The organism is Nitrosococcus wardiae, assembly GCF_004421105.1.
GTDB classification, from domain to species: domain Bacteria; phylum Pseudomonadota; class Gammaproteobacteria; order Nitrosococcales; family Nitrosococcaceae; genus Nitrosococcus; species Nitrosococcus wardiae.
In genome coordinates, this window is sequence record NZ_CP038033.1 from 2,401,893 (window position 1) to 2,425,893 (window position 24,001).

At 48.6% G+C, this 24,001-nt stretch carries 19 protein-coding genes; 11 read left to right on the top strand and 8 right to left on the bottom strand.

Annotated elements, in window-relative coordinates; translation table 11 throughout:
* Positions 1–287 precede the first annotated feature (287 nt).
* From E3U44_RS11620 to E3U44_RS11660, 9 genes are all read left to right on the top strand, one after another.
* Entirely contained in the window at positions 288–911 is a 624-nt protein-coding gene (locus E3U44_RS11620) for a DUF938 domain-containing protein (RefSeq protein ID WP_134359808.1), read from the top strand.
* A gap of 28 nt (positions 912–939) precedes the next feature.
* Entirely contained in the window at positions 940–2,253 is a 1,314-nt protein-coding gene (locus tag E3U44_RS11625; protein ID WP_134358356.1) for a nucleotide disphospho-sugar-binding domain-containing protein, read from the top strand.
* Between the two features lie 368 nt (positions 2,254–2,621).
* On the top strand, positions 2,622–5,297 hold the full coding sequence (aceE, locus tag E3U44_RS11630; RefSeq protein ID WP_134359810.1) for a pyruvate dehydrogenase (acetyl-transferring), homodimeric type: 2,676 nt from the start codon (positions 2,622–2,624) through the stop codon (positions 5,295–5,297).
* A 14-nt stretch (positions 5,298–5,311) separates the two neighbouring features.
* Positions 5,312–6,655, top strand: coding sequence for a 2-oxo acid dehydrogenase subunit E2 (locus E3U44_RS11635; RefSeq protein ID WP_134358357.1), 1,344 nt, complete (start codon positions 5,312–5,314; stop codon positions 6,653–6,655).
* 62 nt (positions 6,656–6,717) lie between these two features.
* Positions 6,718–8,136, top strand: coding sequence for a dihydrolipoyl dehydrogenase (gene lpdA / locus E3U44_RS11640; RefSeq protein WP_134358358.1), 1,419 nt, complete (start codon positions 6,718–6,720; stop codon positions 8,134–8,136).
* A 193-nt stretch (positions 8,137–8,329) separates the two neighbouring features.
* Complete coding sequence (locus E3U44_RS11645) at positions 8,330–8,899, top strand: HNH endonuclease (protein ID WP_134358359.1); 570 nt, start codon at positions 8,330–8,332, stop codon at positions 8,897–8,899.
* Positions 8,900–8,995: 96 nt separating this feature from the next.
* Entirely contained in the window at positions 8,996–9,958 is a 963-nt protein-coding gene (locus E3U44_RS11650) for a universal stress protein (protein ID WP_134358360.1), read from the top strand.
* Between the two features lie 137 nt (positions 9,959–10,095).
* Positions 10,096–10,560, top strand: coding sequence for a hypothetical protein (locus E3U44_RS11655; protein WP_134358361.1), 465 nt, complete (start codon positions 10,096–10,098; stop codon positions 10,558–10,560).
* A gap of 22 nt (positions 10,561–10,582) precedes the next feature.
* Positions 10,583–13,561, top strand: coding sequence for a DUF748 domain-containing protein (locus E3U44_RS11660; RefSeq protein WP_134358362.1), 2,979 nt, complete (start codon positions 10,583–10,585; stop codon positions 13,559–13,561).
* A 35-nt stretch (positions 13,562–13,596) separates the two neighbouring features.
* On the opposite strand, the gene E3U44_RS11665 is transcribed toward E3U44_RS11660, so the two are convergent.
* Positions 13,597–14,610, bottom strand: a complete 1,014-nt coding sequence (locus E3U44_RS11665) for a flippase-like domain-containing protein (protein ID WP_134358363.1) — start codon at positions 14,608–14,610, stop codon at positions 13,597–13,599.
* Positions 14,611–14,910: 300 nt separating this feature from the next.
* On the opposite strand from E3U44_RS11665, the gene E3U44_RS11670 reads away from it, so the two are divergent.
* The gene (locus E3U44_RS11670) at positions 14,911–15,765 is read left to right on the top strand and encodes a metallophosphoesterase family protein (protein ID WP_134358364.1); all 855 of its coding nucleotides are present in this window, start codon (positions 14,911–14,913) and stop codon (positions 15,763–15,765) included.
* 54 nt (positions 15,766–15,819) lie between these two features.
* Here E3U44_RS11670 and E3U44_RS11675 read toward each other — a convergent pair whose 3' ends face one another.
* Entirely contained in the window at positions 15,820–17,217 is a 1,398-nt protein-coding gene (locus tag E3U44_RS11675) for an MBL fold metallo-hydrolase (RefSeq protein ID WP_134358365.1), read from the bottom strand.
* Positions 17,218–17,433: 216 nt separating this feature from the next.
* Here E3U44_RS11675 and E3U44_RS11680 point away from each other — a divergent pair, with 216 nt between their 5' ends.
* Positions 17,434–18,396 carry a lipase family protein gene (locus E3U44_RS11680; protein ID WP_134358366.1) on the top strand — a complete coding sequence of 321 codons (963 nt, stop codon included), beginning with the start codon at positions 17,434–17,436 and terminating at the stop codon, positions 18,394–18,396.
* A 55-nt stretch (positions 18,397–18,451) separates the two neighbouring features.
* On the opposite strand, the gene ttcA is transcribed toward E3U44_RS11680, so the two are convergent.
* From ttcA to E3U44_RS11715, 6 genes are all read right to left on the bottom strand, one after another.
* Positions 18,452–19,360 carry a tRNA 2-thiocytidine(32) synthetase TtcA gene (gene ttcA, locus E3U44_RS11685; protein ID WP_134358367.1) on the bottom strand — a complete coding sequence of 303 codons (909 nt, stop codon included), beginning with the start codon at positions 19,358–19,360 and terminating at the stop codon, positions 18,452–18,454.
* 211 nt (positions 19,361–19,571) lie between these two features.
* Complete coding sequence (gene rlmM / locus E3U44_RS11690; protein ID WP_134358368.1) at positions 19,572–20,636, bottom strand: 23S rRNA (cytidine(2498)-2'-O)-methyltransferase RlmM; 1,065 nt, start codon at positions 20,634–20,636, stop codon at positions 19,572–19,574.
* Between the two features lie 30 nt (positions 20,637–20,666).
* Positions 20,667–21,302, bottom strand: a complete 636-nt coding sequence (gene msrA, locus E3U44_RS11695; protein ID WP_338040753.1) for a peptide-methionine (S)-S-oxide reductase MsrA — start codon at positions 21,300–21,302, stop codon at positions 20,667–20,669.
* A 313-nt stretch (positions 21,303–21,615) separates the two neighbouring features.
* Complete coding sequence (locus tag E3U44_RS11705; protein WP_134358369.1) at positions 21,616–21,990, bottom strand: DUF423 domain-containing protein; 375 nt, start codon at positions 21,988–21,990, stop codon at positions 21,616–21,618.
* Positions 21,991–22,160: 170 nt separating this feature from the next.
* Positions 22,161–23,018, bottom strand: a complete 858-nt coding sequence (locus E3U44_RS11710) for an NAD(P)-dependent oxidoreductase (protein WP_134358370.1) — start codon at positions 23,016–23,018, stop codon at positions 22,161–22,163.
* Positions 23,019–23,041: 23 nt separating this feature from the next.
* Positions 23,042–23,938, bottom strand: coding sequence for a hypothetical protein (locus E3U44_RS11715; protein ID WP_338040754.1), 897 nt, complete (start codon positions 23,936–23,938; stop codon positions 23,042–23,044).
* Positions 23,939–24,001 lie beyond the last annotated feature (63 nt).

The following is a 24,001-nucleotide window of genomic DNA, read 5'->3' on the forward strand; positions in this document are numbered from 1 at the left end:
TTATGATGAGCATGGAAAGGTAGGGAGGAAGCTCTTTGAGTTGGAGAGCCCGGATTGAGTGGAGGTCAGCCCAGAATATTGCAGGAAGGAGTCCTTATTTTACTCCTGCTTCAGTTTACTGAAGCGGGAGTAAATCCATGCTAGATTTCCTATACTAAGGGGAGTGGCCTCGTCAGAATGATGGTTCGGTGCGGTACAGCCTCATAAGGGTCCTGAGGGTCCTGCTGTGCCAAAACCTCCTTGGTAGTGTCACTCGCCCCTTTATTTATAAGGTATTTTCTCAATTGATGAAGAACTTCTCACAGGCGTGTGAAAATAATAAGAGACCGATTTTGAAGAGATTAAAAACTGCGCTTAAGGATTGCAGTGAAGTGTTGGAAATCGGGAGCGGATCGGGTCAACACGCGGTATACTTTGGGGAGCACCTCCCTCACTTGGAATGGCAACCTACCGAACTGCCATCGGTTATAAGCGTATTGCGGCATAATTTGCGCACAAATTCGCCAAACAATGTATTAATACCCATAGAACTGGATGTCCGCCAACACCCATGGCCGATCGATTTGACCTCTAGCATATTTAGCGCAAATACTTTGCATATAATGCCCTGGCCTAGTGTTCGGCAATTCTTCAAGGGTGTTGGGAAGGTACTAAAGCAAGATGGGTTGCTGTGCCTCTATGGGCCATTTCGCTATGGGGGGAATTACACCAGTGATAGTAATGCTTATTTTGATGTGTGGCTGAAAGAACGAGATCCTGAGAGCGGTATCCGTAATTTTGAAGACGTAAATTTTCTTGCCCAGGAACAGGGATTAGATTTATTGAATGACTATTCAATGCCTGCTAATAACCAGTTTCTGATTTGGAGAAAGCGTGAGGGTTTGCGGATTATAAGGGAATTTAAAGCTTAATTTACCGAATTTACTGATGACTAATTAAATGAGAATTGGTATTCAGACGTGGGGCAGTGAAGGCGATATTCGCCCTTTCCTTATTCTAGGAGGGGCCCTGTCAAAGGTAGGGCATACTGTGACAGTGGTGGTCACCGATCTGGATGATCGGGATTATTCTTCTTACGAGGAACGACTGGGCATTCAAGTTCGTCATGTGATGACGCCAGTCATCTCTAGTCCCACGGAGCTGGAACGTATTGGAGAGCTCATCCTTAGAGAAAACCATCCAGCCCGCCAAGGGAAACTCATTATTGAACAGTTGTTTTTGCCGACGGTGCCAGAACTCTATAATGCGGCTCTGGAGTTGTGCTCTGGGAGCGACTTGGTCATTGGCCATTTCATGCATTACCCGCTCCGTATTGCAGCTGAGGTCTATAGTATCCCAGAGTTCAGTGTGACTCTGGCTCATAATCTCATTCCGTCCCGTTATATCGTTCCAACGGGTGTCCCTGATTTGGGTCGCTGGGCAAATCCAGCCTGGTGGTGGCTCGTTAAGAAACTGCTTAATCAGATGTTTTTGGCTGAGGTCAATGGCCTGCGCCAGCAGGCGGGGCTTCCGCTGGCAAAAGATCTAGTCACAGCGTGGCAATCTTCGAGATTGAACTTGGTCGCTGTGAGTTCAAGTATCTTCCCCCGGCAGCCGGATTGGACTACTGAGCATCAAGTGTGCGGATTCTTGGGCTTTTCTCAGGCGAGAGATAGAGATAAAGACTCTATTCCCAGGGTGGTAGAGGACTTTCTTGCTGAAGGTGCCCCACCCCTCTTTATGACTTTTGGGAGCCTGACGCCGAAAAGCGATCAAGCATGGCCGCAAACTCTGGAGCTTTTCGTGGATACGGTCCGGCGAGCTGGGTGCCGAGCAATTATACAAGGATGGCCGGATTCTGGAGTAAATGTTCTCCTGAATGACCGGATTCTCTTGTGCCCGCCACCATTGCCCCATTACCTTATTTTTCCTCACTGCGCGGCAGTCGTACATCATGGTGGAGCAGGGACCACCCACTCGACGCTTGCAGCTGGGGTCCCATCCATAGTGGTGCCCCATGTGGCCGACCAGTTCTTTTGGGGCAAGGAGCTGAAACGGTTGGGAGTAGCCCCCCAACCTCTTCTTCGAAAGAAACTCACGGCAGCAAGATTAGCCCGCCGAATTCAGGCAACGATGGACTCTCTTGCCATGGGGGATAGAGCCGCTCAATTAGGGCAATTACTCCGTTATGAGAACGGTCCCGTCGATTCCGTCAGGTTAATCCAGGGGGCGATGGAAGGGTTAGTGCCTCAGGAGAACTTAACCCTGAATTAAGCCACTTTCATCATTAAGCCATATTTATAATTTAATGTATCATCAGACTATGCTTAGGGAGGGAGACAGCTTCGCTTTTATAGATATTCTTGTCTAAGGTTTGGAATAGTCTTAAGCTGTTACCCAAATAGTGCGTAAAGTCTTGCTCATTCGGGCGGGGATATAAGCGCAAACCGCCGGACTGGCGGGGTTAGCCTGTGGAACGACCGGAACGGGGACACCAGCATCTGCTGGCTTCTAGAGAAGGCGTGATGGAGCAGGAAGGTTTTTGGGGCCACCCAAGAACTCTCGTCCTGAGCTTAGCGAAGGGCGGGAAAGGGCAGGATATTGGCATTCGGAATACACGGGGCCGAAGGCAGGAAGGCAATATGGCAAAGAACAAGGCGGAGACTATCGAAAATATCGAGGCCCAAGAAACCCGAGAGTGGTTGGAGTCTCTGGATTATGTATTACAGCAGGGAGGTCCCCAGCGCACGGTGCGGCTGCTGGATCGCTTGAGACTCCATGCCCAGAAAGCGGGTGTGAGTCTGCCTTATCCAGCCAACACACCCTATATTAACACTATTCCTGCGGATCAACAGTCTCCCTTTCCTGGGAGTCAGGAAATCGAGCGGCGTATCCGGAGTTTGGTACGCTGGAATGCTATGGCCATGGTGGTGCGGGCCAATCGGGAAGAAGAAGGGATCGGCGGCCATATTTCCACCTTTGCTTCGGCGGCTACCCTGTATGAAGTTGGCCTTAACCATTTTTTTCGGGCCAAAAGCAAAAACCAGGAAGGTGATCTCATCTATTTTCAAGGCCATGCCTCGACGGGTACCTATGCCCGGGCTTTCCTCGAGGGCCGCTTATCCGAACACCAGCTAGAGAATTTTCGCCGGGAGTTAAAACCGGAAGGGGGCTTAGCCTCCTATCCTCACCCCTGGTTAATGCCCCATTTCTGGGAGTTTCCCACGGTCTCCATGGGACTCAGTCCCATCATGGCCATTTACCAAGCCCGATTTAATCGCTATCTGGAGGATCGGGGACTTAAACAGCCTTCCAAGCAAAAAGTTTGGGCCTTTATTGGGGATGGGGAAACAGACGAGCCAGAAACCTTGGGGGCTATTAGTCTTGCTGCCCGTGAAAAGCTGGACAACCTTATTTTTGTCGTCAATTGCAATCTCCAGCGGCTTGACGGACCAGTACGGGGCAATGGAAAAATCATCCAGGAATTGGAGGCTATTTTCCGGGGTGCGGGCTGGAATGTGATTAAAGTGATTTGGGGGAGTGATTGGGATCCTTTGCTGGCCAAAGACTACGAAGGGGTGCTGGTACGGCGGATGGAACAAGCCGTGGATGGGGATTACCAAAAATATGCAGTTGAATCGGGAAGTTATATTCGAGAGCATTTTTTCGGTACCGATCCTCGCCTCCAAGAAATGGTCAAACACCTTTCGGATGAGCAGTTGCGCCGTTTGCGCACCGGGGGACACGACCCGGAGAAGGTCTATGGGGCTTATAAGACGGCGGTAGAGCACCAGGGCTCACCTACCGTTATTTTGGCACGAACTATTAAAGGCTATGGGTTGGGCGAGGCTGGCGAGGGAAAAAATATTACCCACCAGCAGAAAAAACTCAATGAGCAGGAACTGGGTGATTTTCGGACCCGTTTTGGTATTCCCATCTCTGATGACCGGGTGGCTCATGCCCCTTTTTATAAACCGCCGGAAGACAGTCCGGAGATGAAATATCTGCACGAACGCCGCCAGGAGCTAGGAGGTTATCTGCCGGCGCGGCAAGTGCATTGCGAGCCCCTGCAAGCTCCTTCTGAAGAGTTTTTTGCCGAGTTTTATCAGGGCACGGGTGAGCGGACCATGGCGACCACGATGGCTTATGTCAGAATGCTCGCCAAGCTGCTTCGTGATCCGGAAATCGGTAAACTGATTGTGCCCATTATTCCGGATGAAGCCCGTACTTTTGGGATGGAATCCCTCTTCCGTCAGGTGGGCATCTATTCCCATGTGGGTCAACTCTATGAGCCCGTTGATATCTCTACCTTGCTCTATTACAAAGAAGCCACTGACGGACAAATCTTAGAAGAGGGAATTACAGAAGCAGGCTCCATGTCTTCTTTTATTGCTGCGGGTACGGCCTATGCCACCCATGGTATCAACACCATTCCCTTCTTTACTTTCTATTCCATGTTTGGTTTCCAGCGCATTGGAGATCTTATTTGGGCGGCGGGGGATATGCGCTGCCATGGTTTCCTCGTGGGGGCAACTTCGGGCCGTACTACCCTTGCCGGTGAGGGGCTTCAGCACCAGGATGGCCATAGCCATGCGCTGGCCTACTCGGTGCCCAATCTGAAGGCCTATGACCCGGCTTATGCTCACGAAATTGCGGTGATTATCCAGGATGGAATCTATCGTATGTACGAGCAACAGGAAGATATTTTTTATTACTTGACGGTCACTAATGAGTTCTACCCCATGCCGGAGATGCCCGCAGGGAGTCGAGAAGGGATCTTGAAGGGAATGTATCGATTGAAATCCTCATCCCATCCTGATGCGGAGCTGAGGGCCCAGCTTTTTGGCAGTGGCGCCATCTTGAATGAAGTCTTAAAGGCCCAGAAGCTGTTGGAAGATTATCAGGTAGCGGCAGACGTTTGGAGTATTACCAGTTATAAGGAACTCTACTTAGAGGGGCACGCCGCAGAGCGTTGGAACATGTTACATCCGATGGAAAAGCCGCGGGTACCTTATGTCAGACAATGCTTAGAAGAGGCCCCCGGTGTTTTCGTGGCGGCTTCCGATTACCTCAAAATGCTGCCGGATTCAATTTATCGTTGGTTTCCCCGGCCGGTGATTTCCCTGGGAACGGATGGCTTTGGTCGCAGTGACGGTCGGCGTGCCCTGCGTGATTTCTTTGAAGTGGATGCCCGCTTTATCACCTTAGCCACTCTAGCGGCGCTAGCCCGTGAAGGAAAAATAGAGCCGACGCGGGTTCACCAGGCGATGAAAGATCTAGACATTGATCCGGAAAAAGCTAATCCCGTGACTTCTTGAGAAGGGTATTTCCTGTGGCGCATGAATTCAAGCTTCCTGAATTGGGTGAGAATATTGAAACCGGTGATGTGGCCAAAGTGTTGGTATCACCGGGAGATGTCTTGAAAAAAGATCAGCCGGTATTAGAACTTGAGACCGACAAAGCGGTGGTGGAGATCCCGTCCACGGTCAGCGGTAAGGTCAAAGAGTTGCGGGTCCAAAAGGGAGATCAAATTACCATAGGCCAAGTCATTCTTACCCTCGAAGATGAGGGAGAAGAGGTAAAAGAGGAGGTCCCGGCTGAGAAGACAGAGCCAAAGGCCGAAGAAACGCACAAAATACTAGAGAAAGAGGCAGCAGCAGAGGAGAGCAAGCAACCAACGCCAGAAATTCCCTCCATAGAGGCCAGCACACAGGGGGGGGCAAAAAGAGAAATGGCTCCAGCTCCTGAGACTGAGACCCTGGCACCTGTTCCAGCAACACCTTCGGTACGGCGGCTGGCTCGCGAGTTGGGGGTTGATATTTATCAAGTGCCAGGTTCTGGCCCAGGTGGACGGATCTCGGTGGACGATGTGAAGCACTATGTCCGCGATTTGGTATCACAGCGGAGGGCTGCTCCGGCCCCCGAGGCCGTTTCTCCAGCAGCTCCCTCTCTACCTCTTCCGCCATTTGAAAAATGGGGCGCGGTGGAGCGGGAGCCCATGAGTAAGGTGCGCCGCAAAACTGCGGAACAGATGCTTCAAGCATGGACTATTCCCCATGTGACTCAGCACGACCAAGCCGATATCACCCAGCTTGAGCAAGACCGCAAGCGCTTTGCCAAGCGGGTGGAGCAAGCAGGAGGTAAACTCACCCTAACCGCCATTGCTTTGAAGGTTGTTGCGGCCGCATTGAAGGTCTTCCCCCGATTCAATACGTCGGTTGATTTGAGTACCAAAGTGCTTGTTTATAAACAGTATTACCATATCGGGGTGGCGGTAGATACGGCCTATGGGCTGTTGGTTCCCGTCATTCGGGAGGTTGACCAAAAAAATATCACCCAGTTAGCGGCGGAGCTGACGGGGTTAGGGGAAAAGGCGAGAAGTCGAAAACTCAGCCCAGAAGAGATGGCAGGAGGTACCTTTACTATCACCAATTTAGGTGGCTTGGGAGGGACCCATTTCACCCCCATTATCCATTGGCCGGAGGTGGCTATTTTGGGTATCTCCCGGGCCAAAATGGCCCCTCTCTATGTGGAGGGGGAATTCCAGCCTCGTTTGCTTCTTCCCCTTTCCCTGTCCTATGACCACCGGGTCATTGATGGCGCTGATGCGGTTCGCTTTCTCCGTTGGATTGCAGAGGCCTTGGAAGATCCTCTCTTGTTGTCATTGGAGGGATAGGGCCGCTCCAGTGTCAGGGCTTTATAGTATGGAATCTCATAAATTAATAAGAGGAAGCAGGTATGGCTAATGAAGTGGGATCAACGCAGTTAGCCATTATTGGGGGAGGACCCGGTGGCTACGCGGCAGGCTTTCTCGCTGCCGATCTAGGCTTGGAAACTACTCTGATTGACACGGAACCTAACCCTGGGGGGGTTTGCCTCTACCGGGGGTGTATTCCGTCCAAGGCTTTATTACATGTGGCTGAGGTGATTAGTGAGGCTAGGGAGGCGAGTGCTTGGGGAGTAAGCTTTTCTGATCCGGAGATTGATTTGGATAAGCTGAGAGCCTGGAAAGAACAGGTAGTGGGCAAGCTTACGGGGGGGCTGGGGCAGCTGTCCCGACAACGGAAAATCAATTATATTCAAGGGCAAGCCGGATTTATGGATGCCCGAACCCTGCGGATTAAGAAACAGCAGGGCGAAGCTCGATTGCGGTTTCAAAATGCTATCTTGGCGACCGGTTCCTATCCTGCTTCCCTGCCTCATCTTTCCTTGGACAGCTCCCGTTTACTGGATTCCACCTCAGCGTTGGAAATTCAGGACGTTCCCAAAAGTTTACTGGTGATTGGTGCCGGCTACATCGGCTTGGAAATGGCGACCGTCTATGGGAGCCTAGGATCCCAGGTCACCGTGGTTGAAATGACCGAAGGTTTATTGCCTGGAGCGGATAGGGATTTAGCCTCGATACTGGCCAAGCGCATGGACGGGATTCTCCATGGTCTCCTGCTTAAGACCAAAGTCGCCCATATGGAAGAAGCGGCCGAGGGCATCCGGGTCCGTTTTGAGGGGGCTGAGGAGGGGGAGCAGACCTTCGAAAAAGTGCTGGTGGCAGTGGGACGCAAGCCCAATTCAGCTATCCCTGGATTAGAGCATACCCAGGTGGAACTTGATGAAAAGGGTTTTATCCAAGTGGATTCCCAACGTCGAACCGCTGATCCTGCCATTTTTGCCATTGGGGATGTGGTGGGAGAACCTATGTTGGCTCACAAGGCTAGTCATGAGGGGCGAGTCGCCGCTGAAGTCATTGCCGGGCGCCGGGTTTTATTCGAACCCCAAGCCATTCCCGCAGTCGTGTTTACCAATCCGGAAGTGGCCTGGTGTGGTCTGACGGAAACCGAGGCTACGCGGGAAGGCCGCTCCATCCAGGTTGCTCGCTTTCCCTGGGCAGCCTCCGGTCGGGCAGTCACCTTACATCGCATCGATGGCCTTACCAAGCTTATTATCGATCCAGAGACGGAACGGGTTCTGGGGGCAGGGATTGTGGGGCCAGGCGCGGGAGAGCTTATTGCTGAGTTGGTTCTCGCTGTGGAGATGGCGGCCGTGGCCTCGGATATTAAGCTTAGCATTCATCCCCATCCGACTCTTTCAGAGACAGTAATGGAAGCAGCGGAAGTCTTTTTTGGCCAAAGCACTCACCTTTATCGTCCTGCTAAGAAGTAGGGTCCTCTGCGGTGCCCTATCCTAAGGCAATCAGGCAAAAGGGAATTTCCTTGGCAAAAGGGAGGTCTAAGGGGGTGTGCGTTAAGACTTTCGTGTAGCATTCAAGTATAGTGTAGCGACTAAGGGATAGGTCATGATGTACTTCAGTTCACCACATACCGAAATGATCTGAATAATCGACAGGGGGTAATGAATGATCCCGCTTATCCTGCGTCTTGATATCACTGGCACGCCGACCGCGTGGATTCCTTGGCAAGAGGCTGTCGTTCTTTATGTCAAGGAAATGGTGACATGGACTGCGGGTAATACTGTTTTCCGAGTCCGGGGGGGGATTAGCCGCTTGACTGGGAAGCAGTCCCACTTAGAACTAAGTTCAATTATCGCCTGTAAGGGTAAGATCGCTCATCATAAATATGAGGTAGTCCCCCCCTTAAATAACCGTGAATTGTTCCATCGGGACCACTACAGATGCCTTTACTGTATGGGGGCTTTTCGGGATAATCAACTCACTCGTGATCATATTATTCCCCGCTGTCAAGGAGGTGGTGATACCTGGACTAACGTAGTGACGGCTTGCCGGAGTTGTAACCAAAAAAAAGATGGGCGTACCCCAGAACAAGCAGGCATGACCCTCCTCGCGGTGCCCTATGTCCCGAACTATGCAGAATGGTTAGTCCTCAAAAACCGTCGCATTCTGGAGGACCAAATGGAATTCCTGGAGAGCCGCTTTCACCGTCGTGAAGAACGATTGATCTTTTCTTAACCTCTATTGATTATCCCCTCCTGGGGGTAATTGCCCTCTTTATTTACCTCTTGGTTGTCGCTAATCTTTCGTATATAGGGTATTAGGGTAAACGCTATGGCTAAGCGTCAAAGGGTACTCGTTGTTCTCAGCCAGAATGAGTTGGATTCCCAGCCAGAGCCAGCACTGGATCGGGGGGTATTTATTGCCAGAGAAACCAACGCGATGCTAGAGCTGTTTATCAGTGAGTACCATCCCTCATTCTATACACCTCTCCTTGGCAAGACTTTGCATAATGAGTGGAAACCCGAGACGTACATCCGTTTCGCCTTGTCGCGATTGCAGGAAATCTCCGAAACACTCGCTAGTCGAGAACAGTTGAGGGTTTCCTCCGATGCGGCATGGAACCGTCATCAATACGACGGGATTATGCAAAAAGTATCCAGCATTAAACCGGATCTGATGATTAAAACTATTCATCATGACAGCAGGTTGAACCGGACGCTTTTCAACTATACTGATTGGCATCTTATCCGAACTTGTCCTTGCCCCCTAATGCTGGCAAAGGACGAGAATACGTGGACAACGCGGGCAATAGTGGCCTGCGTTGACCCCTCTCATATCCATGGTCGCGAGGAGGGGCTAGATAATTTGATAATCGAAATTGCGCAATGGCTTGCTTATCGCTTGCGAGGGGAATTGCATATTTTCCATGCGATTGAGTTCATGCCTGAACCTATGTTTAGGCTTTGGCAACCCGGAGCTAGTTATAATAATTATAAGCAGGAAGCCCGCGAAGAACATGAGACCCTTTTAAATGAATTACTGAGGCCCTATGGAATAGGGAGCCGGAGAATCCATATTGTCGAGAGTAAGCCAGCGGATGCTTTGTTATCCTTTGCAAAAAAAATGAATGCTAGCCTCGTGGTGATGGGAGCGGTTTCCAAAGGCACGCTAGAAAATTTATTTATTGGGAATACTGCAGAAAAAGTATTGGATGCTTTGAGTTGTGATATCTTAATTGTTAAGCCTAATCCTATTGAGGTGAGGGAAACGGTTGCTGAGCCTGTTTTTGGTTGACATGGCTGTGAGAAACACCTATTAAGGAGTTAGGGAGGGGGGTATTCTTAACCAGGTAAGGTGTTTCTGCTGCTATAGGATTGATACAGTTGATATTTGCCTTGATAAGGCATATTCAACACTTGAGGAGGTGCAACATGTTGTTGTCCAGTATGGCTGAAATTATCCGCGGGATAGGTTTAATCATTGGATTAGCGGTATCTTTCTTCATCGTTCCCGCTACTGCTGCTTTGCTAGACACAATCAGTCCTTCAGAGGATGTTGGAAGCTCCATCTATGTATATAAGGACGTTAAACGCAAAATGGTGCTAATCGTTGGTTCTAGCGGTACCTGTGCCTCATCACCTGAGTATCAAGGATTAGGCAATTTATCCGACCAAGGCGCTGTTCCCTTGCTGACCCAAATGACAACCGGCCAGTTTGAGGTGAATAGTGAAAAGCTTTTTAAGTCTCATTGCCAGATGAACTACGATGTCCAGGTAATAACCTTCGAGGATGCCAAAAGTTCTTCTTTTCCACCTGATCCCATTGATCGCTCTTTCGATATTCCAGCGGGTCCTTCCCCGGAAGGCTATCAAAACGAGGGTCTAAGGAACCTCTGAGTGTTGCGTTAAGCTCTCTCTAATGCCAGAATCTTCCCTAAGAGCAGGCAACCTCCCTGCTTGGATCAGGAGACCATGGGTACGCAATAGTGCCATTGGGGTATTTCTTGTTTTTCTCCTCTACACTTTGGCTGGTTTTTTCCTTGTTCCCTATCTGGTAGAGAAGCAGCTAGTCCATTACTTAAAGGAAGATCTAGGTGCAGAAGCAAGTGTTGAGCAAGTCATTATTAATCCTTATACGCTAACTCTGACGATCGATGATTTTTCCCTCCGGCAGCCAGGTAAGCCTAAGTTTTTCAGTTTTAAACAATTTTATGCCAATTTTGAGCTTTTAAGTGTTTTTCACAAGGCTTGGACCTTCCAAGAGCTTCGACTCACTCACCCCTATTTGAAGCTGCAAATTAGCAAAAGTGGGCAGCTCAACGTGGTGGAACTACTACCACCAGCTGAAACGCCAACTCCCAATGAGCGCAAGGGATGGGTGCCACTGATAAGCCACCAAATTACCATCTCGAAGGGGGAAGTCTATTTTGTGGATCGGAGCCAGCCTACTCCCTTTAAAAAATACCTAGAATCCATTGATGTAAATTTAACGAAATTCAGTACCCTAGCTGAACATAATGTAGATTACTCCTTTAAGGCAGTGACTAAGGCAGGGGAAACCCTTCATATGAAGGGAGATATTTTTACTTTAAATCCTTTATATGCCAAGGGGCATTTTGCACTTATAGGTGGTAAGGCCTCTCCCCTAGGGCAATATTTGTCAGATCAGGTCGCTTTTAAAATTAGCAGCGGTCGGTTTGATACGAGCATGGATTACATGCTAGATAGCCGTGAGGATCCACTGCAAGTTACCCTGAATAATGCAACCGCTACATTGTCCCAATTAGGGTTGAGAGCCAATAAAGGGGATAAAGAAGTTCTTACGGTGCCGAAATTGAAAATTTCTGGGGGGCAATTACGATGGCCAGAAAAAATCATAGGAATTGAGCAAATCTACATGGCTGGAACGAATTTACGGGCCTGGCTTAATGAACAAGGAGTGTTGAATTGGCAGCAATTACTAAATAAGAAAACGACCGAAGAAAAAGCTTCTACGGTTAACTCTCCAGCCAAGAGTTGGCAGGCGGCGATAAAAACTATCATTATTGAAAACCTTAGCGCCAGCTTCCAAGATCGAACGACTGAACCGCCAGTTACGGTAGATATCAGCGATCTAGCCCTGCAACTGACCGACGTTAGTTCAATGCCAGATTTAGCCTCTGACTTTGATTTGAAGTTTACCATTAATGAGCAAGGCCTATTCTCAGCCTATGGTAATTTTACGGCCTTGTCCCCAACCATTGACGCTAATATTCATTTGACATCTTTATCGCTGTTACCTTTTCAACCCTACGTAAGCCGTTTTCTCAAAATGGAGATGACTTCAGGTCATTTGGATGCTAAGGGGAATATTGAATACGCTCAGAATAACGGTACTCCCGATTTCCGATTCAATGGTCATCTTGCTCTGCAGCAATTTTCTGCCGAGGATACTCTCCTAGGTGAACGTTTTCTGGCGTGGGATGCTTTGAAAGCTGATCAAATGTTGGTCGAGCTATTTCCTACTCGAATCCGAATCGCTGATATAAAAATAGATGCCCCTTACGGAAAAGTGGTCATTAATGAGAATCAAACAACTAATATCAAAGAGGTATTGAGTCCCTTAACAGAAAAAAAGGAGACCCAACCAGCGCCTAAATCTGTTCCTCCCCAGGTTACTATTAATTCCATCCATGCCAAAGAAGCTGCAGTTATTTTTACTGATCTAAGCTTGCCGCCGGAATTTTCATCGAAATTTTCAATGGGCATTCATTCCCTCCAGGGCGAAATTCAAAATCTATCCTCGGCTACCAAGAAAAGATCTTCTGTTTCATTAGAGGGAACGGTTGAACCCTATGGGGTGACGCGTGTGGCAGGAGAGATCAATTTCTTTGCTTTAAGCCGAGCCACAAAGTTCAATGCTCTCTTTCGAAATGTTGCGCTTACCGCATTAACGCCTTATGCGATGAAATATTTGGGTTACACCATAGAAGGAGGAAAACTGTCACTTAACCTGGATTTCCAGATAAGAGAAGGCCAACTTGAGGGTGAGAATGAAATTCTCCTAGAAAATTTAGATTTAGGCAAGAAAGTTGAAAGTCCAGAAGCCATTGAGGCACCTATCAAGCTTGCTATTGCATTACTTGAGAATCCCCGAGGAATAATTGATGTTGGTTTGCCTATTGACGGGAATCTAAATAGCCCTCAATTTAGCTATGGGCATCTTGTGGGCAAGGTTTTGGTCGGTTTTATTGGAGAAGTCATTTCTTCACCGTTTCGATTTTTGGCCAACTTGGCTGGTGCTGAAGAGTTAGATCTGGAATTTGTCGAATTTAGACCAGCGAGTAGCAAATTGTTGCCTCCGGCCCAAGAGGAGCTTTTACAGTTGGCAGAAGCCCTAAAGAATCGTCCAAAATTGCGGTTACAAATTCAAGGTCGGTACGACCCGATAACAGATGCTAATTTTTTGAAGAAAGAAAAATTTGAAACCGTCGTCTCAACCCGGCTTAAACAGGAGAGGAACATTTCCGGCAAAAAAGAAGCTACTTTTGACCGGCAACAGGTGTTAGAGCAGCTTTATTTAGAGCAGTTTTCCATTGAAGCCCTTAACCAGAAGCGATCCCAATATGGGCTTCGGCCAGCAGAGGCGGGAACCGAGCCAGTTGAAGAAATTATTCCTCGCTATCTAGCAGTGGAAGCTCCTCCCTATCGCAAAGCGCTTCAGGAGCAACTTATTGAGACACAGACAGTCACTAACAAGGAACTTCACCAGCTGGGCCAGGCTCGTGCCGTAGCCATTAAAACATATCTCATCGACCAAGGGGGGATCCAGGAAGAGCGCATAGAAATCCTCCCGGTCGAAGCGGCCCAGTCAGTAGGACAAGATTTGATCCGCTGCCAATTTTACCTCAATAGCTAAGAGCGGGTTGAAAGCCTGCTAAGGATGAGAAAAAATTAGATTTTCCGTGTTCGATTCCGGTGAGCAAGGGCCGCGGCTAGGCGTGGCCAGAGCATCTGGCTTTCTAAATACTGCCAGGTAATAAGGCCGGGGAATGCAGTTATCAGTTCGCGAATCCTGGTTGCCAAGGAAATTGATAGGGCCACGTGGGGGGGGAGATTGAGCATTGTTCCAATCGCTATGAAGCCACCCTCTTGAATGCCTAGTCCTCCTGGGATGATAAAGCCTGCGCTGCGGATGGCCATTCCTAGGCTGGTCAAAATTAATGCTTCCTCCATTTTAATCGGATAACCTATTAACAAGGCCGCCAGCCAGACTTCTCCCGCCATGAGAATGCGCAAAAGGAGGCGCACCCCGCTGGCTAGAAGGATAGCGCTAGGTTGGCGGTAAATGGCTAGAATCGCAGCATCTAGAATGACCGCATTGCTGGCAAGCGATTGCCATTTAGGACTGCGTGCCCTATTAGCAGGGATGCGCGCTAGGAAACCAAACGTACCGACGCACTGTATCATGACAAAGCCGATAATGCCGATTGCCAGAAGGGCGCACCCTAAAAATGCCGCTGATAGTACTTGGGCATCGGGCATAATCAGAAATAGAAACACCATGCCCAGTATGGCCCATAGTAATACGGAAAGTGCCTGCACTGTTTTATCGACTACCACAGAGGCAGCGGCATAGGTACCCGGTGTTGCCCATTTTGTTAGTAGGCGGGCTTTAACCCATTCACCTCCAACAGAAGCTACCGGCAAAATCGTATTCACTGAGGTTCCGATCCACATAGCGGTAACCGTATGGCGATAAGTGGGTTGATAGTCGTTAGGAGTAAATAAAAATCGCCACGAGGCGGAGCTTAACAGCAAATCGGGGAGGGCAAAGACGGCAACCCATAGAATGCCCCACCCTGGCGTTGTGAGCCGTCCGGCTATCATTGCCATATCTTGCCAGAGAGCAAGCAGGGTGATTAAGGTAAGGCCAAGAAAAAAACTAAGCCATGATGCACTCTTCATGACCTTAAAGGATAGATGAACAATAATTTTTTTGCTTAGCGCGTTTTTCAGTTAATATTAGCCCTGATTACCGGCAGGCTGATAATTTGGATAATAGTGGCTTCCTTTACTTCTCATTGGTCAACTGCCGTTTCTAGCATGAATTCAATACTTTGCTATACTTTTTTGATACAGGTGTTTTAAAATTGGGGTAATAGATGGTCTTATCCCTAAATGAGCACAAATTGCTGATGTGGAAAGGCAGTTGATTGTCGTTGGAAATGCTCTCTAGCTGCCTTCACGGTAAGGTACTGTAGTTCCATGCTGAATCTTTTACACATTTCAGATCTTCACTTTGGAAAGCCTTTTTTACCCGAAGTAAGTGAGGCATTACTGGGTAAAATTGAGAAATTATCTCCCGAACTTTTAGTGGTGAGCGGCGATCTTACTCAGCGAGCTAAAGCGCAGGAATTTAGAGCAGCCCGTGCTTATTTAGACCTTATGCCCCCAATACCTCAGGTGGTGGTTCCTGGGAACCATGATATCCCGCTTTATCGAATTTTTGAAAGGTTATTTCAGCCCTACGAACTCTATCGCCGTTATATTTCTGAGCAGCGCAATACCGTATTACGTCAAAATAAAGCTGTCATTGTGGGATTAGACTCTACTAACCCCTATTTTGCTATCACTAATGGCCGGATTCATCGGAAGCAATTGGCATTCTGTGCTAAGGCATTTACGGCAGCGCCGGCGGAAGCCGTGCGGATTGTGGTGGCTCATCATCATTTTGCGCCGGCACCGGATTATAAAGGTGGCGAAGTAATGCCTAAGGCCAAACGGGCGCTAGATCTTTTCACCCACCTAAAAGTTGATCTTATCTTAGCGGGTCATTTACATCGTGCTTATGTTGGCAATTCATTAGATGTCTACTCGGGGGAAGACCGGGAACACGGCATCATCATTGCTCAATGTGGTACGAGTACTTCACGACGTGGCAGGGTGCGGGAACAAGAAAAGAATTCCTTTAACTGGATAGAGATCTTGGCAGATTCCATTCGCATTTTTCATTATATGTATTTTAAGGATTATCGGAACTTCTATCCGGTTGCTAAGTATGAGTTTGCGCGTCCAAGCCAGCGTAGCTATTTAACGGAAAACCTTTTAAATGAATCTTGAATGCGACAAAGCTGAGTTTTTCATAATGAACTTCATGAACTTCTCTGTCTACGATTAGGTCGTGACTTTATCAGGGCAACATTTTTTCCAGGCCCCAAATCCTCCGACCAGATCCCACAAATTGGTTATTCCGTGCTTTTGCATTAGACTCGCTGCAATTGATGAGCGATAACCTGAGCCACAATGGACTACGATTCCTTTATCCCGGGGAATTTTATCGAGCTGTCCTTCAAGTTTATTCAAGGGGATGTTGAGGCTATCCCCAATCCGATTTTCCTTCCATTCTTTTTCCGTGCGGACATCGAGCACAAGGGGAGGAGTTGCCGCGGAAAGTTTCTCAGATAATGTGGGAGCCGTGATGCGCTCCGTCCGATGCACAAGATCAGGATACTTATCCAGTGCTTGCATTCCACCTTTAAGATAGCCCGCCACATTATCAAAACCAATCCGCCCAAGCCGCATGGCAGCCTCTCTTTCCCGGCCAGGTTCAGCAATAATAATGATAGGCTGGGTTCGATCCAGCAAGGTCCCTGCCCAGGTAGCAAAAGATCCCCCTAAACCGATGTTGAGACTATCTCTCAGGTGTGATCCTGCAAAATCTGCGGCATCGCGCACATCCAACAGTTGTGCCCCAGCATCTTTCTGTTTGAGCACTTCTTCCAAGGAAAGGGGTTTTTTTTCTGTTTCTAATGCCTCTTCCAAAGTGGGTCGTTCTTTACGGTTAAGGACGGCATCGTAGGAAAAATATTGCGGTGCTTCTGGTTGGTTGGAAGTAACAAGCTTGATGAAATCCTCTTTATCCATGGGCTGTAGGGAATAGTTATACTGGCGTTGAACTCCCATCGTAGAAACGGTGTCTGTACTTAGATTCCTTCCGCACATTGAGCCTGCCCCATGGGCGGGATAGACCAGCGTTTTGTCGGGTAATTGCAGCAATTTTTGGTGAAGGGAGTCGTAGAGATCCGCTGCGAGTTCTTCTGCGGTTACACCAAATGATGCCAGCAGATCAGGGCGGCCGACGTCACCGATGAAAAGAGTGTCTCCAGTAAGCACCCCATAGGGAATGGCCGGGTCTTTCTCTAAATCATAGACAACGAGGGAAATTCCCTCTGGTGTGTGGCCAGGCGTTTCAAAAATTTTGATGCGGACTTTGCCAAAATCTAAGATCCCGCCATCTTTAACTGGGGTAAATTCATAATCGGCATCAGCGCGTGCACCCAAGTAAATTTTTGCGCCTGTCCGGTCTCGCAGTTCAATATGACCAGCAATAAAATCTGCATGAAAATGGGTTAGAAAAACATGGCGAATAGTAAAACCTTGTTCTTGGGACTCCTGGAGGTATTGGTCAATATCCCGTTGCGGGTCGACAATAATTGCCGTTTTGGTCTCTTCGTCTCCAATCAGATAGGAAGCGTGGGCAAGACATCCTAAATAAAATTGTTTGAAATACATAAAAGGTTTCCTCGGAGCCTTGGGTTTATCCTATATAATCCATAAAAATAGAAAATTTAATTCTGTTTCACAACCTCTTAAGGCTTAATAATTTCAGCGAGTTAGTACTAAAATATACCAATCCGGGGGTTCGGGCAAATTTACCTATTCTGTCTGTTCTGCCGGTTCAACCATGAAAACTGGTTTAGTTATAACACAGTGAAAGGGGAACAGGATATGAGCGAAGATATTAATTCTAAAAGATCCGGCCAACGGAGTGATGAGGTGCTTATCCGTGAGCCCGGCAGCAGAACTTATAAAACTAAGCAAGGTATTGAATTCAAAGCCTTAGCTGAGAAGCTCTGGGAAGCTGCTGTTCTCAGCGAAAATGTTTATTTTGGTGACTGGGTAAAAGAGGGGAACGGATGGAGATCTCCGTTGAGGAATGGTATGGCAGTGCCGGGCCAGGGGCCAAGTGACTACAAGGCCGCCTGCGCACCTGGTGAGAGGGGTCGCCTGTTTTTGCCCGGTTGGGTATTCTGGGGTAACTTTCCGAGTCCAGATTTAGCTGGGGAAGCTAAGAAGACGGGATTATATGTGGAGGTATGGGAGAAAATACTGTCTGGCAAAAGAACAGTTGCCGTTGTTTTTAAGGGGACACAGTTCGAAGATTGGCGTGATTGGCGCTCGAATTTACGATGGTTTAGGAAGAGGTTTGCGCATTTTATTCCTTTCTACGAGGACCAATATACGGTAGTTGCAAAAAAATTCGGAAATGAATTTGTGGGGGAATTCATTCGGCGGGGATATCACTTGAGAGATGTTTCCATTGTCTCATGCGGTCATTCTCTGGGTGGCGGTTTGGCACAACAATTTGCTTATTCTTTACCTTTGCATCCTGAAGTTCCAAGAGTATCCCAGGTCTTTGCCTTTAATCCATCACCAGTGACCGGCTGGTACAGCGTAGACGAAGAGATCCGCACCCGTAATGCCTTTGGATTAGCCATCGACCGTGTATTTGAGCATGGTGAGGTATTAGCTTACCTCAGATTGCTGTTGAGCTATCTCTATCCGCCCTCTGCCTCAAACCCCAGCATACGAGAAATTCGCGTTAATTTCGTTAGATCTTGGAATTTTTCAACCAATCATGAAATGCGCTCCCTGGTGTGTGGTCTATTAAACCATTTAGAAAAATGGTAGTCTCAAAATTGAATTCTGATAGCGCCTAATGTTATTTGCCAGGGATGGCGGATGCTTATTTGAATTTTAATGCTTGTACTCTGTCTCTGTTAAACGACAGCGGTTTTTCTTGAGATTCTAAAAATATTTCTTCGTCGAAAGCTTTATCGCCTTCTGGAAAGGGGCTTCCTTGTTGTCGGAGTCCTTTAAAGTTATAAAGAGTAGAGTCGGCCAAATGGGAAGGTTTGACATTCTGTAGAGCCCGGAACATCGTTTCAAGGCGTCCGGGAAATTGTCTATCCCAGGTTTTCATCATTTCCTTGATAGCTTGGCGCTGGAGGTTTGTCTGAGAGCCGCAGAGGTTACAGGGAATAATAGGGAAGGCTTTAATTTTAGCGTAGACTTCCAGATCTTTTTCCCGACAATAGGCTAGAGGGCGGATCACGATATGTTTCCCATCATCGCTAAGCAACTTCGGTGGCATACCTTTGAGAGTCCCGCCATGGAACATATTAAGAAAGAGGGTTTCTAGAATATCATCTCGATGATGGCCTAGGGCAATTTTTGTAGCTCCTAGTTCTTCGGCAGTTCCGTATAGGATGCCCCGTCGCAGGCGTGAGCAGAGAGAACAAGAGGTCTTTCCTTCTGGAATAATCCGCTTGACTACGCTATAGGTATCCCGTTCCACAATCTGGTAAGGTACGCCTAAGGATTCTAAGTACTGGGGGAGGATATGCTCGGGGAAACCGGGCTGTTTTTGGTCAAGATTAACGGCAATCAACTCAAAATCCACCGGCGCATGTTTCTGTAGATTGAGGAGTATGTCGAGTAGGGCGTAGCTATCCTTGCCTCCAGATAGACAGACCATCACCCGATCTTTATCTTCAATCATATTGAAATCCTCGATGGCTTGGCCTACGAGGCGGCGCAATCTCTTCTGGAGTTTGTTCGCGTTATATTGTGTTTTGCGGGATTGATCGTTCACCTGGATAACCTTATTTTCTTGTTTAATCCAAAACTGACAGAAGGCTTTTAAGTACCTCAGTGAAAGTTTTGAAGTATTCCTGGAGCGAGCCGGTGGCGTGAAGCCAGGGGACAGGGATATCCCCACAAAGCCTTTTTTCAGGGAGAAAAAATAGGTTTGCGGAACACCACTCCCTCGCTCCTAAAACACCTCATATTTTATTCATAGGTACTTATTCTATACGGTGGAGATAGCCTGTCACCTCCTCCCGGTCATGATAGAGCTGCTTGAAAGCAAGTTCATAGGGAATACCTGCCCTGTTTAAAGTCTCGGCTATAAAGACCGAACAGATATGCACCTCATGGTAACGTTTTTTCATTGGAAGTTTTAGGTTGAATATGCATTGTCGGCACCACCCCTTGGCTAGCCATTGGGCTGCAAGCTGGGCTACACGGCGCGGCTGCTCCACCATATCGCATACCATCCAGTCCACAAAATGCCGGGGTGCGTAACGAAATGCATCCGTTTGCCGGTGTTCCACCAAGCCAGATTCTAGTAATAAGGGTGCTATTGCGCCATTGTCTACCGCCGTGGTCCGGATTCCTCGACACACAAACTGCCAGGTCCAGCCCCCCGGCGCGGCGCCCAAATCTACCGCTTGCATTCCTGGTTGGAGCCGCTCCTGCCGCTGCTTGGGGGTCAAAAATACCTGCCAGGCCTCCTCTAGTTTCAGGGTAGCGCGGCTGGGGGCGTTGGATGGGCACCTTAAGCGGGGAATACCCATGAACCAGGGTGATGAATGGGAGGGAAAGGAAAGACCGGGATAGGCGGCGACGGAGCTTAAGAAAAAAACATGGGCTCGGGGTGCGGTCGCATTTCCAGAGTCCACTTTGCCCCGTTGCTCTAGCATGCTACGCAAGGGCTTGGAAAACTTACGGCAAAAGGTCAATAATGCCTTGGATTCGTTGGTATCGGCCGTTTCTACCCAAATCTCGGAGAATTGTTCACATTGGCTTTCCAGGGCGGCCACAATGGGCGTCACGCGATCCGTGATGGGTAAATCCTTCAACAGGCCGTGGGAGACGAAAAGCTGGCGAGCGAAGACTAGGTGGAGGGGACTTATCTGGTTGGCCAACGATTGGCTTGTGCCCGTTTCATATAAAGTGAATACCACATACCCGGTGTCGGGTTTGGCGCGGGCATAACCGGTTAAACCTTGCTCTGTAGCCTGTGCCTGGAGTTCTGCTGCGCACTCGCCCTCGAAACCCGCCCGGCAATAGGCGATAAGGCACTCCATTTGCTGAATAAATTTTGGTAAAACTAGGGGTTAAATGAGACAGCTCACTCCGGTGCCGCCAAGTCCGCAGTATCCGTGAGGGTTTTTGGCTAAATATTGTTGATGATAAGGCTCGGCGTAATAAAACTCTGGTGCTGGGCGAATTTCAGTGGAGATTGGGCCATAGCCAGTTTCCCGCAGCTTGTCCTCATAGATCTTTTTTGAGGATTCTACCGCTCTTTTCTGCCCGTCATTATATGTATAGGCGGCGGATCGATATTGAGTGCCGAGATCATTTCCCTGGCGCATGCCTTGGGTAGGGTCGTGGGATTCCCAAAAGATCTTGAGCAGTGATGAGTAGCTGACCACCTTGGGATCATAGACGACTAGCACCACCTCAGCATGTCCAGTCATCCCCGTGCACACTTGCTCATAAGTGGGATTGGACGTATATCCGCCTGCATACCCTACCGCAGTGGTATAAACTCCCGCTGTTTCCCAAAATTTGCGTTCTGCGCCCCAAAAACAGCCCATTCCAAATAGGGCTTGTTCCATACCTTCAGGGAAAGGAGGCACGAGGGGGTGACCGTTTACATGATGTCGCTCTGGCACTGGCATTTTTTCTGCTCGGCCCGGCAGCGCTTTCTCAGCCGTAGGCATTTCGATTTTGCGGTGACGTTTAAACACGGGAAGTTTCTCTCCTGTTAGGCTCTGTGCTATCAGACAGCATCGCCCTGTTACCGGTTCAACGCGGGGGCAATAGGAAGGCAGGCTCTGGCCTTTGTGAGAGGTCCAAAACGCTGGATAAGTACCTATGAATAAAATATGGGGGATGTTTAGGAACGAGGGGGTAGTGCTTTGCAAGCCCGTTTTTCCTCCCTGAAAAAAGGGTTTGTGGGGACATCCCTGTCCTCTGGCTCCACACCACCCCCTCGTTCCCATACCTCAAAACTTTTGTCGAGGAACTTAGCTGATATTGCCGTTAATTGCCCCTGGTGTCTTAACCGGCCCGCAACAGGGCTATGGCAAGCAATATCCAAGCAATAATAAAGCCGGTACCGCCGAAAGGGGTAATCGCGCCTAACCAACCCAGTTTGGTCAGAGTCAATAGATAGAGACTGCAAGAGAAAAGCAGAATGCCAATGAGCATTAAGATACCTGACCATTTGATTAAGCTGCCACTGTCTATCCCGTGAGAGATCACGCCAATTAGAATGAGACCCAAGGCATGATACATGTGGTATTCAACGCCCGTTTGCCAAACTTCCAGCATCCGAGGTTCAAGTTTGGTCCGTAGCCCATGGGCGCCGAAAGCACCTAAAGTAGCGCCCAAGGCGGCAAGAATTGCGCCAACACTGATGAAGAATTTAGCCACCGTTGCTACCTCTTAACGAAAGTTGGAAAAGAAAAACCTTTTAAGGCGGTCTTATCCTTAACGCTGCCCCTAACCGAAAGGGAGTTTAACAAAAAGGTTGCGCCTTTGTCTTTGCCCCGGAGGCTCTCCTTTCCCCTTCTAAATCAGCTCAGGCACATTGTTCTAGTGCTTTAATCTAACCGCTTGATTCGGTACAAAGCGGAGATGTCCTCTTCGCCGAATCCCTTTTCCAGCAATTGTTGATAATCGGTGAGGGCCATTTCGGTAAGGGGCAGGGGGAGGCCAAGTTGTTCTGCCATGGCCTTTCCGATGTGGAGGTCTTTATGATGCAATGCGACTTTAAAACCAGGGTTAAATCTGCCTTGAACCATGGTCCCACCGCGTTTTTCCAGAAACCAGTTGCCGGCCGCGCCGCCGGAGACTGCATCAATAACTTTTGTCATATTCAGCCCCTGGGCCTCGCCAAAAGCCAGGGCCTCAGTGACAGCCTCATTGATCCCCGCCGCCATGATCTGATTAACTGCCTTGGTGGCCTGCCCGGTACCGACTTCACCCATATGGACAATGGGATGGGCCATGGTCTTAAGTACCGGCCGGATTCTCGCTAGCGTTGCCCCCTGACCTCCCACCATCATCGCCAGGGTGCCATTACGGGCCCCCTCCACGCCCCCTGAGACTGGAGAATCCAGGAAATCAGCACCTTTGTCACGGGCGATAGCTGCCGCGCAGCAGGCAGTTTCCCGGCTCACCGTGGAAAAATCTACCACTATTTTTCCAGAGGTAAGACCGGGAGCAAGGGCTTCAACGACGGCGAGCACATCTTTGTCAGCAGAGACACAAGTGAATATTGCATCCACCGCTGCGGCTAATTCCGCCGGTTCTCGTGCGCAGGTGATTTGTAATTCCTGGGCTAAGGTTTCAGCCGGCGCCTGGGTTCTATTCCAGACGGCAGCAAGAAAACCACCTTTGGCGACATTTTTTGCCATGGGAGAGCCCATGGTGCCTAAACCGATAAAACCTACCTGCATGGCTCCAATCTCCCGCTAAAATTCTAAATTCCTGGTCGGCGATCCCTGTTCTCGAGCTTTCTTTTCAGGTTATTCTTTACTGCGGACGGCCAGATACTGCGGATAAACTCAATCTGTTGTTCAGTAAAGGGTCGATATTTTCTGAAGGGATTTTCATCGGTAATCCGCGGTAAATTTCTGAAACCAAGCTTAAGCCTCATACGATACCAATCTAGGGTATGGATGAAACCGTCTTCATCTATTCCAAGGGCGCTCCCGCTTTCCGACCAGTCCCCTGAATTGGCAATCATCAATCGACGCCCCGTCGTTTCATCTCTAAAATATTCCAAATAGAGCTTGTGAATGTGGCCGTTAATCTCACCACTGTAATCTGAGTTTTTAACAGCTTCTTTGACGACATCTTGATAACGGCTAATAAATCCTAGTTGCTTTTTCAGCAGCAGGTTGGGCCCTCTGTTGGCGGCATGTTTGAAAGCATCGACTACAGAAAAATGCTGACCTAGTAGACCATGGGACAACTGGGTGGCGGATTGATGGAGTGAAAGTCCAAGTTCCCGGGCTTCTATGACAATTTTATGACCGATATGGTATTTGGGTCGCTCTTTGAGATATTTTAATAAATGGGCATCATGTTGATCCCCGTGACGGATGCGGACCTGGGGATACTCCATTAGATCAAGGAGATGTTCATGTTTAAAAATGATGCCAGGATCGCTTTCCCCAAAGGGGATAGGTTGTTGAAACAGCCCATTGATTTTCCGAAAGCGGTGGTCATGGTTTCCAGGAATCTGGATTTCTTCTTTTCCTTCAAAGCGCCTAGCGGTTTGGATATCGAGAACCCGCTTTTCCCATTCCGAAATGGGTTTATAAGGAAGATCCTCGATATACCAGCCATCAATAATATCCCCATTTTTTATCAATAGACTGTAATCAACCCAACTTAGAAATTCATAAAGTAACCTGGCTAAATTTTGTCTCTTAAA